Annotated in this window: 15 protein-coding genes; 9 read left to right on the plus strand and 6 right to left on the minus strand. The window is 33.8% G+C overall.

All coding sequences use genetic code 11. From position 1 onward, the window contains the following. Nucleotides 1-21: 21 nt before the first annotated feature. Entirely contained in the window at nucleotides 22-714 is a 693-nt protein-coding gene (locus CA2559_RS12065; RefSeq protein ID WP_013188185.1) for a DUF4331 family protein, read from the minus strand. 181 nt (nucleotides 715-895) lie between these two features. Here CA2559_RS12065 and CA2559_RS12070 point away from each other — a divergent pair, with 181 nt between their 5' ends. Further along, the gene (locus tag CA2559_RS12070; protein WP_013188186.1) at nucleotides 896-2,089 is read left to right on the plus strand and encodes an LETM1-related biofilm-associated protein; all 1,194 of its coding nucleotides are present in this window, start codon (nucleotides 896-898) and stop codon (nucleotides 2,087-2,089) included. 2 nt (nucleotides 2,090-2,091) lie between these two features. On the opposite strand, the gene CA2559_RS12075 is transcribed toward CA2559_RS12070, so the two are convergent. Next, on the minus strand, nucleotides 2,092-3,588 hold the full coding sequence (locus tag CA2559_RS12075) for a TrkH family potassium uptake protein (RefSeq protein ID WP_013188187.1): 1,497 nt from the start codon (nucleotides 3,586-3,588) through the stop codon (nucleotides 2,092-2,094). Next, complete coding sequence (gene trkA / locus CA2559_RS12080) at nucleotides 3,588-4,937, minus strand: Trk system potassium transporter TrkA (RefSeq protein WP_013188188.1); 1,350 nt, start codon at nucleotides 4,935-4,937, stop codon at nucleotides 3,588-3,590. The genes CA2559_RS12075 and trkA overlap by 1 nt, the downstream gene beginning before the upstream one ends. Nucleotides 4,938-5,174: 237 nt before the next feature. On the opposite strand from trkA, the gene ubiE reads away from it, so the two are divergent. Beyond that, on the plus strand, nucleotides 5,175-5,909 hold the full coding sequence (gene ubiE / locus CA2559_RS12085) for a bifunctional demethylmenaquinone methyltransferase/2-methoxy-6-polyprenyl-1,4-benzoquinol methylase UbiE (RefSeq protein WP_013188189.1): 735 nt from the start codon (nucleotides 5,175-5,177) through the stop codon (nucleotides 5,907-5,909). After that, nucleotides 5,909-6,610, plus strand: coding sequence for a type IX secretion/gliding motility protein PorT/SprT (gene porT / locus CA2559_RS12090; protein ID WP_013188190.1), 702 nt, complete (start codon nucleotides 5,909-5,911; stop codon nucleotides 6,608-6,610). The genes ubiE and porT overlap by 1 nt, the downstream gene beginning before the upstream one ends. Here porT and CA2559_RS12095 read toward each other — a convergent pair. After that, nucleotides 6,597-7,331, minus strand: coding sequence for an RNA methyltransferase (locus CA2559_RS12095; protein ID WP_013188191.1), 735 nt, complete (start codon nucleotides 7,329-7,331; stop codon nucleotides 6,597-6,599). The genes porT and CA2559_RS12095 overlap by 14 nt on opposite strands. Before the next feature lie 47 nt (nucleotides 7,332-7,378). Between CA2559_RS12095 and tamL the strand changes: the two genes are divergently transcribed. From tamL to accD, 3 genes are read left to right on the plus strand one after another with little or no spacing between them, the layout of a single operon-like run. After that, on the plus strand, nucleotides 7,379-9,940 hold the full coding sequence (tamL, locus tag CA2559_RS12100; protein ID WP_013188192.1) for a translocation and assembly module lipoprotein TamL: 2,562 nt from the start codon (nucleotides 7,379-7,381) through the stop codon (nucleotides 9,938-9,940). A 44-nt stretch (nucleotides 9,941-9,984) separates the two neighbouring features. After that, nucleotides 9,985-11,052, plus strand: a complete 1,068-nt coding sequence (gene fbaA, locus CA2559_RS12105; protein WP_013188193.1) for a class II fructose-bisphosphate aldolase — start codon at nucleotides 9,985-9,987, stop codon at nucleotides 11,050-11,052. Between the two features lie 43 nt (nucleotides 11,053-11,095). Further along, nucleotides 11,096-11,953, plus strand: a complete 858-nt coding sequence (gene accD, locus CA2559_RS12110) for an acetyl-CoA carboxylase, carboxyltransferase subunit beta (protein ID WP_013188194.1) — start codon at nucleotides 11,096-11,098, stop codon at nucleotides 11,951-11,953. A gap of 50 nt (nucleotides 11,954-12,003) precedes the next feature. Here the strand turns inward: accD and CA2559_RS12115 are convergent, their stop codons facing one another. Further along, nucleotides 12,004-12,834 carry a hypothetical protein gene (locus tag CA2559_RS12115; RefSeq protein WP_013188195.1) on the minus strand — a complete coding sequence of 277 codons (831 nt, stop codon included), beginning with the start codon at nucleotides 12,832-12,834 and terminating at the stop codon, nucleotides 12,004-12,006. Between the two features lie 169 nt (nucleotides 12,835-13,003). Between CA2559_RS12115 and rpsO the strand changes: the two genes are divergently transcribed. The 3 genes from rpsO (at nucleotide 13,004) to CA2559_RS12130 (ending at nucleotide 16,351) form a co-directional block, all read left to right on the plus strand. Then, nucleotides 13,004-13,273: a 30S ribosomal protein S15 gene (gene rpsO / locus CA2559_RS12120; RefSeq protein WP_013188196.1), complete on the plus strand. Its 270-nt coding sequence runs from the start codon at nucleotides 13,004-13,006 to the stop codon at nucleotides 13,271-13,273. A gap of 218 nt (nucleotides 13,274-13,491) precedes the next feature. After that, complete coding sequence (locus CA2559_RS12125) at nucleotides 13,492-15,717, plus strand: polyribonucleotide nucleotidyltransferase (RefSeq protein WP_013188197.1); 2,226 nt, start codon at nucleotides 13,492-13,494, stop codon at nucleotides 15,715-15,717. A 268-nt stretch (nucleotides 15,718-15,985) separates the two neighbouring features. Beyond that, nucleotides 15,986-16,351, plus strand: coding sequence for a hypothetical protein (locus CA2559_RS12130; protein WP_013188199.1), 366 nt, complete (start codon nucleotides 15,986-15,988; stop codon nucleotides 16,349-16,351). Nucleotides 16,352-16,494: 143 nt separating this feature from the next. Here CA2559_RS12130 and CA2559_RS12135 read toward each other — a convergent pair whose 3' ends face one another. Continuing rightward, the gene (locus tag CA2559_RS12135; protein ID WP_013188200.1) at nucleotides 16,495-17,970 is read right to left on the minus strand and encodes a helix-turn-helix domain-containing protein; all 1,476 of its coding nucleotides are present in this window, start codon (nucleotides 17,968-17,970) and stop codon (nucleotides 16,495-16,497) included. Between the last annotated feature and the right edge of the window lie 35 nt (nucleotides 17,971-18,005).

Below are 18,005 nucleotides of genomic sequence, written 5' to 3' on the forward strand. Positions count from 1 at the left end.
TTTAAAAATTTACGTTTTCTTTTATTGTCTTTTAGTTTCAACCCAAACGTTATAAACGTCTACGCCTGTACCTGCACCGTGTGGAGCACCATCACCTAAAATAGAGTTAGGAACTTCTACAACGATAGCATTAACATTTAAACCTGAGAATAAATCTGAAGCTTCATCTGCTTGGTCAAAACCATTAGGTGCTACGTCTGGACCTTGCTTTACATTGTTAAATTGCTCAAAGTCGAAAAAGAAAGCATCATTTCTTGTACCTGCATAATAACTAAGACCGTCTGTACTAGTTACAGGAGCTCCGTTAATGTTTACAGAAGATTGGTACTGTGCATTCGTGTCAATAGTACTTACTTTACCTGTAGTATCTGCAGTAGTTGCATATGGTCCAAAGAAATACATTACACCATCTCTAGGGATAGCTTGTAATACGAAATCCTCAACACCATCACCTGTGGTATCTATGTTAAACTCAACAAGAACACTCTCGTCAAAATCTATTGCTGGAGAACCTGCTGGTAATGTCATAGCTGGCAAAGTCGCAATAAATACTGTGTTATCAGGATTTTCTCCTTCAAAAGCGTAAAGGTCTGCAATGTCTGCTCCTCCGTTTACAACAGATGGAGAGTCAATGTGGTCAGCCGCGATAAATACTGTCGCAACCGCAGCAAGCGTAAGACCACCTATTGCTGCTATTAATTTTGATTTTTTCATAATTAGAATTTAAAAATTTTATTCGTTCACCTAAACTTACGGGGAATTAGAGGCTACAGTTTTGTAACAATCGTTAATGTTGTGTTAAACACATATAAAGAAATATTAAACAGCTAAATATGATAATAGATTAACATATTGTTTTGATAATATTTTAACTTTACCTGCATAATCTTAAATTATGAACCCTTCTGCGAAAGGCTGGATTAAGAAGCACTTACCTCATTTTATAACAGCCACTCTTCCCTATTTAGGCGAAGAGAAAGATGTTTATACGCAGTTTAGAGAATCTGGTTTCATTTATGGTACTTCTGTAAAAACTTTAAATACCGAAGAAACTAAACGACTTAAGTTAACAGAGGAAGAACTTACAAAGGTTAATTTATTTGATGCCTTATGTTATATATATTTTCAATCTATTGAAAATGCATCTGAAGAAGATTGCGTTCTTTCTATAATTGAATTCTACAGAAGCTTAAATAGTAAAACGTATACATTTTTGAAATTACCTAGTGTTTCTAAACTTTCTAACTATGAAACCTTAGAAAACTTACTTCAGCAACGTATACAAACCAATGAATCTTTTATAAAAAAGAACTTTAGCCATTTAGTAACCAATGCTCTTTTGTTTATTGATGTCTTAGCTTTCGATCATTTTTTAATGTACAATAATGATACTTTAAAATACGCAAAGCATATTGAGGCTACTGTTGTTAAATCTATATGCTTGTCCTTAAAGCAAAAGGAAAATAAAGAAGAGTATGATGAACTATTACTAAAGCTCTTTAAAAGCTCTGTTCGTTACAATACCATTATACACGATAATGCTGCAGACTTGTCTGATCTTTCTATTGATTCTCTTTCTGAAGTTTTAGAACGTTATTACCTTTTAGATATGTCTTGCCTTGCGGTTTGGGATGACAATAGGCTTGACCAAACAGAATTTCAATTTATTTATGATCTAGGAGAAGCTTTGAGCATAAGAAAGGATTTTGTTGAGCAGGCTTTAACTCACGTTCATTTTTTTATAGAAACGCATAAAAATAAGATTGCATTTTTTCAATACAGTAATCCTGTAAAACACTTTTACAAACAAACTAACCGTACTGTAAAAGTATTAGTAATAAGAAATAGAAAACGACTCCTAAAAGAATTATCTGAAAGTAAAGAGTTGGTTATCCTCTTGGGACAGTCTACAGTGCGAGATTTAAATGATGTGGAAAAACAAAAGGTTAAGGAGCAGCTATTAGATATTTGTAAATCTATACCATCTCTGGCTATTTTTTTAGTTCCTGGCGGAAGCATCTTGCTACCTATCCTTATTAAGTTTATTCCTAAACTATTGCCAAGTGCATTTAATGAAAACCTAAATTAAAGTTATCTGTTACGCCAGAAGAATGGTGTTAGTATAATAAGAACTGTAAACAGCTCTAGCCTTCCTATTAACATAAGAAAACTACACCACCATTTTCCAAAATTAGGCAAACCATTAAAATTGTTTACAGGTCCTAAGTCACCAAATGCAGGTCCTATATTACCAATTGATGTTGCTGCACCACCAATAGCTGTTTCAAAATCTAACCCTAAAGCAGCTAATCCTATTGCACCAATAATAAATGCCAACATATAAAGGATAAAGAAACCAAGGATATTAAAAACAATTTCTTTTGGAATAGCTTTTTGTCTATATCGTACTGGTAAGATTGCATTTGGATGTAAAGTGCGCTTAAATTCTGTTATACCGTTTCTAATAAGAATAAGGTGTCTCACAACTTTCACACCACCAGAAGTTGATCCTGCAGAACCACCCAAAAAGAACATTCCGAAAAAGAAAATAGTTAAGAATGGTGTCCATAACGTATAGTCTGCGGTCACAAAACCCGTTGTAGTTATAATTGCCAATACTTGAAATAATGAATGTCTAAAACTACTTTCTGCTTCACCCCAAACCATTGGATGAGCTATTGAGGATATGCTTACATCTGCAAATAAGTAAACCAAAACAGAAGCTATTATGGTAAAGCCAGTTATAAATACAAAATACCAACGCAGTTCATCATCTTGTAAAAGCCTACTAAATTTCCCTTTTAATGCAAAGTAGCTCATGACAAAGTTCATACCTGCCAAAAACATAAATACAATTACTATATATTGTATAATTGGCGTATCGTTCCAATAAGCTAAACTGGCATTTTTAGTAGAAAAACCTCCAGTGGATAATGTACTTAAGGAATGGTTCACAGCATCAAACCAACCCATTCCTGCAACTTTCAAAAGAATAGTTTCAGAAAAAGTGAAGCCAACATAAATTAACCAAAGACGTTTTGCTGTGTCTGTAATCCTAGGTTTAAGTTTATCTGCACTTGGTCCTGGCGCTTCTGCAGCAAATAACTGCATACCGCCTATTCCTAATAATGGTAAAATGGCAATTGCTAGTACAATTATACCCATACCTCCTATCCAATGTGTAAGGCTACGCCAAAACAAAACACCTTTAGGTACTATTTCTATATCGCTTAATACTGTAGAGCCTGTTGTGGTATAACCAGACATGGTCTCAAAAAATGCATTTGTAAAACCTGGAATAGCTTCAGAAAGCAAATAGGGTATCATACCACTAAGAGCCATAAAAATCCAACCAAAAGTAACTATGATATACCCTTCACGTTTATCTATACGTTTACTATGGTTTCTTGTAGTGAACATTAATAATGTCCCAATTATTAGAGTAAGCAATGAAGAAGAGAATAACTCTAAAGTAACACCATCATTATAATACCAACTTACAATTACAGAAAGTAACATAAAACCACCATTGCAAAGCAATAGTAGTCCCATTATATATAAGATGATTTTAAAGTTTAACCTTGGCATTATAAAAAGAGTTTTTCAACCTTTACTATGGCTCTAGGTAAACAGCAAACTACTATACGGTCTCCACTTTTTATAAGAAAATCTCCTAAAGCTATAATACCCTTTCCATCTCTTATAACACCACTTATAATAGCGGCTCTAGGAAATGCGACATCTTTAATTAATGTATTACAAACCTCTGATGTAGATTTTACTATAAACTCTAAAAGCTCTGCATTCATATTGTTGAGCTTTGTCATAGCAACAACATCTCCTCTACGTATGTATCTAAATATGTTATTCGCAGCTAATAGCTTTTTGTTTATCAATGTATCAATCCCGATAGAATGGCTCAATTGAAAATAATCCATATTCTCAACTAGCGCTATAGTTTTCTTAACACTCTTACTTTTGGCAACAAGGCAAGACATGATATTTGTTTCGCTATTACCTGTTACGGCAATAAAAGCATCCATATCCTGAATGTTTTCCTCTTCTAAAAGCTCGACATTACGACCATCTCCATTTATTACTAAAGCTTTCGGCAAATCGTCTGCAAGGTCAAAAGCCCTATCACTATTGTTTTCTACAAGCTTAACGTTAAATTTAGTAGAGCATAATTGTTTTGCTGTTTGCTCTCCAATTTTACTACCACCAAGAATCATGACATTCTTAATCTCCTGCTTAATTTTACCAGTTAATTTATAAAGCTCTTCAACGCCACCTTTTATAGTAGTAAAATATACCTGATCGCCTTCTTTAAACTGAGTGTCTCCACGAGGAATTAAGGTATACTGAGTTCCAAATCTCTGTATGGCAATAGGTTGAAAGTGTAATTCTGGAAATATCTTAGCGGCTTCCTTAACTGTTTTACCAACAAAAGATGCTGTTCTAGATAATGTAACTCCTATAAGTGTAAGTGCGCCTCCTTCAAATTCATAAGTGTCACTAAATGCACTTTGATTAAGTAGTAACCCAATTTCTTTAGTAGCTAAGGCTTCTGGAGAAATTAGCTCATCTATTCCAAATTTGGTAAACCCTATTTCTTCTTTAAAATCTATAAACTCTGTGTTGGAGATTCTTGCAATGGTTTTCTTAGCACCTAATTGCTTTGCTAACACACAAATTGTAATGTTTGTATTTTCACTTTCGGTTACACCTATAACAAGGTCTACACCTTTTATCTGAGATTCTCTTAATATACGTATAGATGTAGCATCACCTTTAATTGTCCTAATATCTAAATGCGTATCGGCGTAATTAAGACTTTTCCTATCATTATCTATCAGGGTAATATCCTGAGACTCGTAAGAAAGTAGTTTTGCAAGGTGGAAGCCTACTTCGCCAGCTCCGGCAATAATAATCTTCATAGTTTATAAAAAAGTGATACAAAGATACTTCAAATTTAAATTCTTAAAGAATTATAAGGGTTATTTAGACACCAAACACGTTAAGTCAAATTTCGGAAGGTTTTTAACCTAAAGACTTTCAGAAGTTTAAACTGCTTTAAAATTGTTTTTTGTAATTGTATAGTGTAGCTATTAATTTTACTTATCTACAATTCCACAGGTATCAATTTAGAAAGTTATCTTTGCAAAAAAAATTAAATGTCTAAGAAAGTTACTCCCTATAAAGATTCTCAACTTAATAAGAAGCAGCAGGTTGAACAAATGTTTGACAATATCTCTTCAGATTATGATGGGCTTAATCGTGTCATTTCATTTGGTATTGATGTAAAATGGCGTAAAAAGGTGATAGACATAGTGGCTTCTACCAACCCTAAAAGCGTTTTAGATATTGCCACTGGTACTGGAGACCTTGCTATACAAATGGAACGCACCGGTGCTTCTGAAATAATTGGTGTGGATATTAGTGAAGGAATGCTTTCTATAGGTCATAAAAAGGTGGCTCAAGCAAATCTTACAGATAAGGTTATCTTGCAAAAAGCAGATAGTGAAGCCTTACCTTTTGAAGACAATAAATTTGATGCTATAACGGTATCTTTTGGTGTTAGAAACTTTGAAGATTTAGAAAAAGGACTGTCTGAAATATTACGAGTACTAAAACCTTCTGGAACTTTTGTGGTATTAGAAACTTCTGTTCCCACAAGATTCCCTTTTAAACAAGGTTATAATTTATACAGCAAGTTTATCTTACCAACCATTGGAAAAATGTTTAGTAAAGACAGAGTAGCTTATAAATATTTAAGTGAAAGTGCCTCTAAATTTCCACATGGTGAAGCTTTCAACAATATTTTGAGAAAAGTAGGGTTTATAAATGTGAAGAATTTACCACAAACTCTAGGTTCTGCAACAATTTATACTGCTTCAAAAACATCTTAATGGGAAGACTTCTTATCATCTTAATAGCCTTAGTATCATTTCATAATGCCCAAGCCCAATGGCCTTTTGGCAAAGAGAAAATTAGAAACCTTGACAATTTTGATAAATCAAGATTATCTTGGGGATACACCTTAGGGTTTAATAGTTATGACTTTGATTTTGATTACAAAAACCAAACAGAAGATATCATAGTAGAAAAAAGCGTTGGTTTTAATGTTGGGCTTTTAGGAAATTTAAGACTTAATGATTATTTAGATTTAAGGCTTGAGCCAATGGTTGCGTTTAGTAGCCGAAACTTAATATTTCCGTTTGCAGGTGAAGATGATCAAGATAGATTGCGAGAAGTAAAATCTACCTATGTTCATATTCCGCTTCTATTAAAAGTTTCAACAAAACGCTTAAATAACTGGAAGCCATTTATTGTTGGTGGCCTTTCAACAGCAATAAACCTTTCTAGTAACCAAGATAATCCAGATGATAATAGTGTTGGCCAGTTTAGAATGACCAATAACAGTTATTATTATGAGGTAGGCTTTGGGATTGACCTGTACCTTTACTATTTCAAATTTACACCTTCAATACGAGGTGTTTTTGCTCTTAATGATGAATTGGTAAGAGATGCGGACCCTAACAGTATTTATACAAGTAATATTGAAAAAATGTCTTCTAGAGGCGTATTTATAAACTTTACCTTTCAATAAGACGTCTAGAAAATTCACTCAATGTAATTGCAGTAGCAGTTGCCACATTTAAACTTTCTGTAGGTGCACCACTACCAAATTGAGGTATGGCAATACGATGATTACAAAGTTCCTCTATTTCCTTAGTAACACCATTAGCTTCGTTCCCCATAACAATAACAAAATCTTCTGGTAATGGTTTGCTGTAAACAGATTCCCCATTCATAAAAGTTCCAAAAATTGGTAAATCTAAAGTATTTAAGTGCTTATGTAAGTCTGTATAAATAACCTCTACTCTAGTTAATGATCCCATTGTGGCTTGCACAACTTTAGGGTTGTAACAATCTACAGTATCCTTAGAGCAAATAAGACTTTGAATATTAAACCAATCACATAACCTAATAATAGTTCCCAAATTTCCAGGGTCCCTAACACCATCTAAAGCAAGAAGTCTATTTTGTTTAAAGTCAGTTTTTGGAACAGGAATCTTAAACACTGCCAAAGCAACTTGAGCTGTAGACAAATGAGATATTGCCTGCAATTCTTTTAAAGAAATAAGCTGAGTTTCTTTAGAATGACTTAAAAAAACATTTTCTGTTGATAATAATGAATAGAGCTCTAAACTTGAGTTTAAAAATTCATTTATACTCTTAACACCTTCAACAACAAAAAGCCCATGTTTTAAACGGAATTTTTTTTGGTTTAGACTGCGTATTAACTTAGATTGGCTTTTGCTAACCATGTAAAAATGGTACTTTTGAACGTTTAATATTAGATTATACTATAGGCTTGACCGTACAGCACGTAAAAATAACACTTATTCTTTTAATCCTTGTGGTGTTAAGCTCTTGTAATGCTGTAAAACGCTTAGAAGCAGATGAGCATTTACTTACTGAAAATACTATTTATCAAAACGATGAAAAAGTTTCAGATCCTCGCATAAGAAACCAATTGTATCAAAACCCTAACGTTAAACTACTTGGCGTTCCTTTACGCTTGCACATTTATAATATGGCAAGACCAAATATAGATTCTATTCTTACTTCTAGAATTTATGACAACCCTAAGAAACTAAAATTTCTGAAAAAATTCTGGTCAGAAAAGCAAATTATCAAGCGCATAGATGCTGGAATTAACTTTAACGAATGGATTAAACGTACAGGACAAGCACCAACAATTATAAATGAAGAAAAAACCAACAAATCTAAAAACAGATTAGAAGCTTGGTACTGGAATAATGGCTGGTTTAATGTTGATTCTAAATATGAAATAAATTTAGAAGACAACAAACGTGGTACTGTTGATTATTTTATTACTACAGGCAAACCCTACATAGTAGATAGCATTTCAAGAAAAATAGAGTCACCAGTTGTAGATTCTTTATATCAAGCCCATAAAGATAAAAGTCTTATTAAGTCTGGAGTACAATATGCCACTAAAGATTTTGGGAATGAACGCGACCGTCTTACAACACTGTTTAGAAATAGTGGCCTTTATCATTTTGAGCAAGAATTTTTAAATTTTGATGCAGATACTGTAAACACTAACCATAAGGTTAATGTAAATGTGCTTATTGGTGACAGACCTGTAAAACTGGGAGATACTGCTATAAAGGTTCCCTTTAAAATTCATAAGATTAGTGAGGTTAATATTATTACAGACTACACGTATCAAAATAGAAATAAACCCATTACAGATACCACTAGCTATGACGGTTATAATCTCATGGCTTTCGATGAAATAAAGTACAGGCCCAAATCTTTAACAGATAATATTTTTATAAAAAAGGGCGATGTTTTTAAAGACATAGACAGAACCTTAACATACAATCGAATTTCACAATTAAGGATTTTTAAATATCCTAATATTAAATATGTGGAAGATCCTCGAGACAGCACAAATACTAATTTAATAGCCAATGTATTTTTAACGCCTAGAGAAAAATACAATGTCGCCTTTAATTTTGATGTCTCTCAAAGTAATATACAAGATTTCGGTATTGGTTTTGGAGGCTCTTTACTAATTAGAAACATTTTTAGAGGTGCAGAAACTTTTGAAATATCAACTAGAGGTAGTATAGGTTCTTCCAGTGATGCTGCAGATAGCGAAGATCGTTTTTTTAATATATCAGAAGTTGGAGCAGATATGAAATTGTCTTTCCCAAAAATACTGTTCCCTATAAACACAGAAAAATATATTCCTAATTACATGTCACCCTTCACCACATTAAGCGTAGGTGTAAGCACTCAACAAAATATAGGCTTAGATAAACAAAATGTCACAGGTGCTTTTTCATACCGTTGGCAGCCTAAAAAAACATTAACACATCAACTAGATTTACTTAACGTTCAGTATGTTAGAAATTTAAATACAGGAAATTATTTTAATGTTTACAGAAACTCTTTTAATATTCTAAATGACATTGCTCAAAACAATAATGATGTAAACCCTGCATACTTTAATACTAACGAAGACGGCACATCTACATTAATAATTCCCGAAGGCGCCAATAGCTTTATTAATGATGCTTTATCTAACAACATAGATAACTTAACTACAGATGAGCTACAAGACATAAACAATATAAATGAACGCCAAGACAGGTTAACAGAAGACAACCTGATTTTTGCCTCTAATTTCTCCTATGTTTATGATAATAGAGACAACCTTTATGATAATGATTTTTCAAGATTTAGAGGTAAAATAGAATTTGCAGGAAATACACTGTCAACAATTGCCAGTAGTATAGGTCTCGAAGAAAACAATACTGGTGGTTATAATATCTTTGGTGTACGATTTTCTCAATACGCAAAATTAGAGCTAGATTACATAAAGCATTGGGATTGGGGCAACAAGAATATTTTTGCAATACGCACTTTTGGTGGTATAGCCATTCCTTATGGCAACTCAGAAAGCATTCCTTTTTCTAGGTCATTTTTTGCAGGAGGCACAAATGATAATAGAGGTTGGCAAGCATATGATCTTGGACCAGGAAGTACAGGTGGCCGTAATGAGTTTAATGAAGCTAATATGAAAATACATTTTAGCGGTGAATACCGATTTAATCTTTTTGGACAATTAAACAGTGCTTTATTTGTAGATGTAGGAAATATCTGGAATGTACTAGATAATGTAGATGATGAAGATGCAAGATTCACATCACTTTCAGACCTTAGTGAGTTAGCTGTAGGTTCTGGTTTTGGTTTAAGATACGATGTGAATTTTTTCGTAATACGATTTGATATCGGCTTTAAAACATACAATCCAGCATTAACTGAAGGAGACAGATGGTTTAAACAATATAACTTTGCAAATGCCGTATATAATGTTGGTATAAACTATCCTTTTTAAGCAGGCATTTTTTACTACTTTTGTAACCTAACAAACTAAAAATTATGAGTCACACAATAAAACCTGGAGTTGCTACAGGCAAAGAAGTTCAAGATATTTTTAACCACGCTAAAAAACACGGCTATGCTTTACCTGCCGTAAATGTGGTTGGATCAAGTACTGTTAATGCTGTAATGGAAACAGCGGCAGAGTTAAACTCACCTGTAATTATTCAGTTTTCAAATGGTGGCGGTCAATTTAATGCTGGAAAAGGATTATCTAATGAAAATGAAAAAGCTGCAATAGCAGGATGTGTAGCAGGTGCTAAACACGTACACGAGCTTGCAGAAGCTTATGGCGCAACTGTTATTTTACATACAGATCACTGTGCTAAAAAGTTATTACCTTGGATAGATGGTTTGTTAGATGCTAGTGAAAAGTTTTATAACGAAACTGGTAAATCTCTATACAGCTCTCATATGATAGACTTAAGTGAAGAGCCTCTTGAAGAAAATATTGAAATCTGTAAAGAATACCTTGCTCGCATGAGTAAGATGGGTATGACATTAGAGATTGAGCTAGGTATTACTGGCGGTGAAGAAGATGGTGTAGACAATACAGATGTAGACGACTCTAAACTATACACACAACCAGAAGAAGTTGCCTACGCTTATGAAGAGTTAAGCAAAGTAAGCGACCAATTTACAATTGCAGCAGCTTTTGGAAATGTACACGGAGTTTATAAGCCAGGAAATGTAAAGCTTACTCCAAAGATTCTTAAAAATTCTCAAGAATATATTTCTAATAAATACAATGTAGAACATAACCACATAGATTTTGTATTTCACGGTGGTAGTGGCTCTACAGTCGAAGAAATTAGAGAAGCTATAGGTTACGGCGTAATAAAAATGAATATTGATACAGATTTACAATATGCATTTACCGAAGGATGTAGAGATTATATTTTAGACAAAAAAGATTACATCTCGGCACAAATAGGAAATCCTGACGGAGATGATATCCCAAATAAAAAATATTACGACCCAAGAAAATGGGTACGTGAAGGCGAATTAACTTTTAAAGCTAGACTAAAGAAAGCTTTTGAAGATTTAAATAATGTGAATACTTTATAAAGATTGAAATTGAATTTAATTTCAACTTAAAAAACCCAAAAATATGGCTTGGTTTAAAAGAACCCAAAAAGGGATACAGACAAAGACAGAAGACAAGAAAGATGTCCCTAAAGGACTTTGGTACAAAAGTCCTACTGGTAAGATTGTAGATGCAGAAGAATTAGAAGAAAATTTTTATGTTAGTCCAGAAGATGGCTATCACGTAAGAATTGGTAGTAACGAGTATTTTCAAATACTATTTGATGACAATAAATACAAAGAGTTAGACGCTAACCTAACTTCTAAAGATCCACTTAAATTTCAAGACAAAAAGAAATATGTAGATCGTCTTAAAGAAGCTGAAAAGAAAACAGGTTTAAAAGACGCAGTAAGAACTGCAGTTGGAAAATCTCAAGGTAAAGATCTAGTTATTGCCTGTATGGACTTCAGGTTTATTGGAGGATCTATGGGTAGTGTTGTAGGTGAAAAAATTGCACGTGCTGCAGACTACTCACTTAAACACAACATTCCATTTTTAATGATATCTAAATCTGGTGGTGCTCGTATGATGGAGGCTGCTTTGTCTTTAATGCAATTAGCTAAAACATCTGCAAAGATTGCTCAATTGGCAGATGCAAATATTCCTTACATATCATTATGTACAGATCCTACTACTGGTGGTACTACAGCATCTTTTGCAATGTTAGGAGATATAAATATTAGTGAACCTGGAGCCTTAATAGGTTTTGCTGGTCCACGTGTAGTAAGAGATACTACAGGTAAAGAATTACCAGATGGTTTCCAAACTGCAGAGTTTGTACAAGAACACGGTTTCTTAGATTTTATAACTCCAAGAAGCGAGTTAAAGAAAAAAGTAAACTTATACCTTGATTTAATTTTAAATCAGCCGGTAAGAAACTAAAAAAAGCCTCCAATAATTGGAGGCTTTTTTTATCCTATTTTGAAAAGCTCTTAATTTCCAATATAGATTTCATAATCTACACCGTTAAAGGTTAAAACAGCTATCGAGTCACAAGTGCCATCACCATAGTCTAAACTAGCTGTACCTATATTCTGAGTAATTTCCACAACACCACTTACCACTACTGGGCAGCTTAGCTCTCTACGTAACACTGTAGTAACATTTCCAGATCTTGAAAATCCATTACTTAATTCCGTATCCCAGTTTCCTGAAACCTCATATACGTTATCAGTCCAGGTTCCAGAACCTACACCTTCAACCCATACTACAGTACGATTTGCAACTCTTGTACCTGTAACATCTGTATTAGGAAAAGATGCAGAAATAGATTCTGTAGCTACAGATTGTGGTAAACCATTGTTGTTAGATAGGGTTCTTACTGCTGCACCACCACCGGAAATTTCAATTAAGTTTACAGCATAGTCTTCATAAGTATATGTAAGATTTCGTGTATTTTCATCTACTGTCTCATAATCTATAATAATAGCACCTTGTACATAATTGCCATCATTTAAGGTACAACCTTCACCAAAGTCAACAGTTATTGTACCGCTACCGTCACCATTTCCATTTAAAGTAATTGTTGCACAAGTAGGAAAAAATGTTGTGCTAGAGACTAGTTCACTTGGAGCTGTTTGTTCATCGAATGCATTTTCTACTACGTTAAAGCTTAAATCTGAACTTGTACTCATTTGAGCAGAGCGTTGTTCATTTTCGACAGAAAAATTAGAAGGTGTTTCATTTTCTGATTCGTTATCATCATCAGAGCACGATACTATTCCTAAAGTAATACAGCAAATAGCTAAAAATTTTAATTTCATAAGTTTAGTTTTTGAGTTTTTATTAGTTTATGAATAACGAGAAATTAATTGTAATCGTATGTTTAAATAATTTTTCAAACTGAAAATTAATTATCTAAATAAAAAGTATATCTTTGCGGCTTGGTAGAACGTCTGCCATGTACATGATATTCATTGAAACAATTTTGGAATGTATTTAACTCAAGAAGAAAAAGGAAACCTTTTCGCAGAACACGGTAAAGATAAAAATGATACTGGCTCAGCAGAAGGACAAATCGCATTATTTACTCACCGTATCTCACACATGTCAGATCACCTAAAAAACAATCGTAAAGATTACGCTACAGAGCGTTCTCTAGTACGTTTGGTAGGTCGTCGTCGTTCTTTATTAGATTACTTAATGAAGAAAGATATTGTACGATACAGAGAGATTGTAAAGAAATTAAATTTACGTAAGTAAGTTATATATAAGGGAACGTCTAGGCGTTCCCTTTTTTATTACAATGTTTGGTTGGGCATTTAAAACTACAACTATACAAGAAAGCTAAACTCTAGTTTTTCATTGGTCAATTTTCGGCGAAAGCCACACTACTACTACACACAACCCTGTATCGTCCAGGAAAGACGAAGACCAATTTTAACAATGAGAGCAGTATTTGCTCTCAACAAACACAATTTATGATACCTCAAGTATTTAAAGAAACCATCGATTTAGGTGATGGTAGAGAAATTACTATTGAGACTGGTAAACTTGCTAAGCAAGCACACGGTTCGGTAGTGGTACAATCTGGCAAATGTATGCTTCTTTGTACCGTAGTGTCTAACTACAAACAAAGTGATGTGGACTTTCTTCCACTTACGGTAGATTACCGTGAAAAATTTGCAGCTGCAGGACGCTATCCTGGTGGTTTCTTCAAAAGAGAAGCAAGACCAAGTGATGGTGAAGTATTAACAATGCGTCTAGTAGACCGTGTTTTACGTCCTCTTTTCCCAAAAGATTATCATGCAGAAACTCAAGTGATGATTCAGTTAATGTCTCATGACGACGATGTAATGCCAGACGCAATGGCTGGTTTAGCAGCATCTGCAGCAATTCAACTTTCAGATTTCCCTTTTGAGTGTGCTATCTCAGAAGCACGCGTAGGTCGTGTAAATGGGGAATTTGTAATCAACCCAACAAGAACACAGTTAGCAGAATCTGACATCGATATGATGATTGGTGCATCTGCAGACTCTGTAATGATGGTTGAAGGTGAAATGGATGAGATTTCTGAAGAAGAAATGACAGAAGCCATTAAGTTTGCACACGAAGCTATTAAAGTACAATGTGAGGCTCAAGTAAAATTAGCTGAAGCATTTGGTAAGAAAGAGACTCGTGAATACGCTGCAGAACGTGAAGATGAAGATCTTGCTAAGAAAGTGCATGATATGGCATATGATAAAGTTTATGCTATTGCACAAGCTGGATCTGCTAAGCACGAACGTAGCCAAGCATTTTCTGATATTAAGGATGAAATTATTGCTACCTTCTCTGAAGAAGAACAAGAAGATTTTGGCAGCTTAATCTCTAAGTATTACTACAAAGCAGAAAAAGCTGCTATTAGAGATTTAACGCTTAATGAAGGTTTACGTCTTGATGGTCGTAAAACTACAGATATAAGACCTATTTGGTGTGAGGTAGATTATTTACCATCTGTACACGGATCTTCAATATTTACCAGAGGAGAAACTCAAGCTTTAGCTACAGTAACCTTAGGTACATCACGAGATGCAAATATGATTGATATGCCTTCTTATGAAGGTGAAGAGCGTTTTTACTTACACTATAACTTCCCTCCTTTTTCAACTGGTGAAGCACGACCTATTCGTGGAACATCACGTAGAGAAGTTGGTCATGGTAACTTAGCACAACGTGCCTTAAAAGGTATGGTTCCTGAAGATTGTCCTTACACCGTACGTGTTGTTTCTGAAGTATTAGAATCTAATGGTTCTTCTTCTATGGCTACAGTATGTGCTGGTACAATGGCAATGATGGATGCTGGTGTACAAATGAAAAAACCAGTTTCTGGTATTGCAATGGGATTAATCTCTGATGCAGAAAGTGGAAAGTATGCTGTACTATCTGATATCTTAGGTGATGAAGATCACTTAGGTGATATGGACTTTAAGGTAACTGGTACTGCAGATGGTATTACAGCTTGCCAAATGGATATTAAAGTAAAAGGTTTATCATATGAGATTTTAGTAAATGCGCTAAAACAAGCTCGTGATGGTCGTTTACATATCTTAGAGAAGTTAACAGATACTATTTCTCAACCAAATGAAGATGTAAAATCTTATGCTCCTAAAATGGTTTCTGTAAGAATACCTAATGAGTATATTGGTGCAATGATTGGACCTGGTGGAAAAGTAATTCAAGAACTTCAAAAAGAAACAGGTACAACTATCGTTATTAACGAAGATCCTGTTACAGAAGAAGGTATTATTGAAATACTTGGTACTGGGCAAGAAGGTATTGATGCTGTACTAGCTAAGATAGACTCTGTAACGTTTAAACCACAAGTTGGTAGCGTTTACGAAGTTAAAGTTATTAAAATGCTAGACTTTGGTGCTGTTGTAGAATACACAGAAGCTCCAGGAAATGAAGTATTACTGCACGTTAGTGAACTTGCTTGGGAACGCACAGAAAATGTTTCTGATGTAGTAAAACTAGGTGATATTATTGATGTTAAGTACTTTGGTATAGATAAACGTACACGTAAAGAGAAAGTATCTCGTAAAGCACTTTTAGAAAAGCCAGAAGGTTATAAAGAAAGAGCTCCTAGAGAAGACAAACCTCGAGGCGACAGAAACCGTGATAGAAATCGTAGTGGTGATCGCGATAGAAACAAAAGCAGAGATTAATTCCTGTTTTGTATAAACTAAAAAGCCTTCCAGTTTTGGAAGGCTTTTTTTTTATCCTCAAATGTCAGTTCGAGCATTATTTGAAGAATTATGTTAATAATTCTGAGAATACCCAACATAAAGAACAGTTCAGAAGTCGATAACTTTAAAATCTTAAAAACCATTAACCCAATTGACGCCAAATGACAAATAGTTTAATTCTATATCTTTACTGGATATCGACGATAAAATAGATTATTTAGCGAGTTGTGTGCAATTTGAAAGAACTATGTGGAAACCAATAACAGAGATTGAGATACTGGTCAAAATTCTGAAAACAGAAACTGACCTGAACGGAGAATTATGGAATTTCTGGCAACTGATAAAAATTAATCCTGAAAAATGGACTGAACCGGACTATGGGAGCGAAGGTGGTGGATTTTGGGTCGTAGGAATCTGTGGCAAGAAAGTGATTTGGTTTAATGACATCGAAGACGGTTTTAATATATCAGATTACAACGAATATGGAAAGATTGAAGGCTACTACTGCAATCAAGATGAATTAAGATGGACGGTAACTCATCTTTTTGATTTAATTAAGTTTGGTGGAGATGCAATTGAACAAGCAGGTCCTCCACAATCAATAAAAGAATGAATAAAAACTGCACACAACAAAACATATATTTTATAGCGGGTGAACGGCTGTCAGCAAGAATTTCGCTACGTAGCAAGCCTTGATTTCGGTGGACAGGAAAGTGCTTCGAAGCCGCCACTAGCCATATGCAAAACGTAATTCATTTAAGACGTGAACTTCGTATTTAATTTTTGAACAATTTCTTCTATCTTTTTGTTTCTAGCAACTTTATCTAATATAGTTGGTGGAACTTGTCTAACCTCACAGTTTTTAATTGCACAACGCTCGCAAGTCACGCCTACATTCTGATTTTTTATTTTTGCGTCTTCTAAAAAACTGAGCTTTCGATGCAAATGTTTATTAATTAACATTCCAACACTTATACTCCTGTAGTGGTTATCTTTAAATGGATCTTTAGTAGCAGAAGATATTACTAAATACTTTGCGCCATCCTCATACTCAGAAATCTGAATATCAAATTCGTGCTCTTTTTTACTTTTACTTATATCTTTTAAAGCTTTTAAAGACACCCATCTTCTACAATAATGTTCATTAGTTTCATTGGCACGTGGTGAATGCTGGTGTGACAGATGTAACTCTTTTTTAAGATGAAATTTATTACTTGCAGCTTTATAAGTAAATCTTAAAAAAAATAAATTTTGGATATTAAAGGCTTTCGGTAATATATTAGTTAAGCGTTGATAAAAAGATTCTGGAGAAGCATTAAACGCATCTATAGCTTCTAAAAAAAGAGATGTATCAAAAGTTTCCTTTTTGAAGATTTTAGTCAATTTTGCTTTAATTTGATCGTTAGGTATTATCAATGCACCTGCAAAATAAGACGCATAAAAATTATTTAATACCTGATCAAAAGAATCAAACTTTATCCAAGGAAACGTAAATAACCGTTCATTTATCTCAAGAAAATTATAAGCCAATTCTTTGGCGTAAATAAAGGTGCGTTGCGCATCATCTACCTCATCTGTAAGTAATAAAGTATTAGTCTTTGGAATAAAAACAGATCGTAAATTACCTAGAGCTTCATATTTACTTAACTCATTAGCTACAATACTATAGCCATATTCCTCTATTAGAATATCTTCTAGATCTTTAGCGGTAATTTTTTGATTCAAATCCAAGTGATAAGCTTTAGCAAACTTTAAAACACTTTGTTCTAAATCTTCAAAATAATTTTTGTTTGCCTCTTGAAATGAACGCACTGAAGCGAGGTAAAAATTCTCCTTACCAAAATTATAATGCTGTGCAATTTTGATAATTGTACTTATAAACGCATTCACTTTAGTTGGTGCGTTTGCAACAATATCAATTAAATTACTTTCTTTAATACCAAAAACCTCGAGCGGTATTTCCTTGAGTATTTTAGACTGTAAAATATCTCCAATTGGCGCTAAATTTTTATCTAATTTTAGTGATACCATTTGATCAAAAGGCACGTCTAATTTTTTAGACAGTATGGCGATTTTATCAGGTTTGGGATATTTTTTCCCATTTTCTATTTCATTTAAATACGACTTAGATAAACCCGAAAGTTTAGACAAACCAAACAATGACAAATTCTTGTCAGTCCTTATTTGCTTTAACTTCAAGCCGAATATAAGTTTAATATAATCTTCTTCCATAATAGCAAATATAAACTTTTCTGCGAACACTTAAT

Origin of the sequence: Croceibacter atlanticus HTCC2559 (genome assembly GCF_000196315.1) — a bacterium.
Lineage (GTDB): Bacteria > Bacteroidota > Bacteroidia > Flavobacteriales > Flavobacteriaceae > Croceibacter > Croceibacter atlanticus.

Excerpts from the sequence above, each read along its gene's own strand:
- CA2559_RS12095 (WP_013188191.1), bottom strand. The coding sequence starts at position 7,331 with ATGGTTAGCAAAAGCCAATCTAAGTTAATACGCAGTCTAAACCAAAAA.
- CA2559_RS12065 (WP_013188185.1), bottom strand. The coding sequence starts at position 714 with ATGAAAAAATCAAAATTAATAGCAGCAATAGGTGGTCTTACGCTTGCT.
- CA2559_RS12135 (WP_013188200.1), bottom strand. The coding sequence starts at position 17,970 with ATGGAAGAAGATTATATTAAACTTATATTCGGCTTGAAGTTAAAGCAA.
- porT (WP_013188190.1), top strand. The coding sequence starts at position 5,909 with ATGGGAAGACTTCTTATCATCTTAATAGCCTTAGTATCATTTCATAAT.
- CA2559_RS12070 (WP_013188186.1), top strand. The coding sequence starts at position 896 with ATGAACCCTTCTGCGAAAGGCTGGATTAAGAAGCACTTACCTCATTTT.
- rpsO (WP_013188196.1), top strand. The coding sequence starts at position 13,004 with ATGTATTTAACTCAAGAAGAAAAAGGAAACCTTTTCGCAGAACACGGT.
- CA2559_RS12115 (WP_013188195.1), bottom strand. The coding sequence starts at position 12,834 with ATGAAATTAAAATTTTTAGCTATTTGCTGTATTACTTTAGGAATAGTA.
- CA2559_RS12125 (WP_013188197.1), top strand. The coding sequence starts at position 13,492 with ATGATACCTCAAGTATTTAAAGAAACCATCGATTTAGGTGATGGTAGA.
- ubiE (WP_013188189.1), top strand. The coding sequence starts at position 5,175 with ATGTCTAAGAAAGTTACTCCCTATAAAGATTCTCAACTTAATAAGAAG.
- trkA (WP_013188188.1), bottom strand. The coding sequence starts at position 4,937 with ATGAAGATTATTATTGCCGGAGCTGGCGAAGTAGGCTTCCACCTTGCA.
- fbaA (WP_013188193.1), top strand. The coding sequence starts at position 9,985 with ATGAGTCACACAATAAAACCTGGAGTTGCTACAGGCAAAGAAGTTCAA.
- accD (WP_013188194.1), top strand. The coding sequence starts at position 11,096 with ATGGCTTGGTTTAAAAGAACCCAAAAAGGGATACAGACAAAGACAGAA.
- CA2559_RS12130 (WP_013188199.1), top strand. The coding sequence starts at position 15,986 with ATGTGGAAACCAATAACAGAGATTGAGATACTGGTCAAAATTCTGAAA.
- CA2559_RS12075 (WP_013188187.1), bottom strand. The coding sequence starts at position 3,588 with ATGCCAAGGTTAAACTTTAAAATCATCTTATATATAATGGGACTACTA.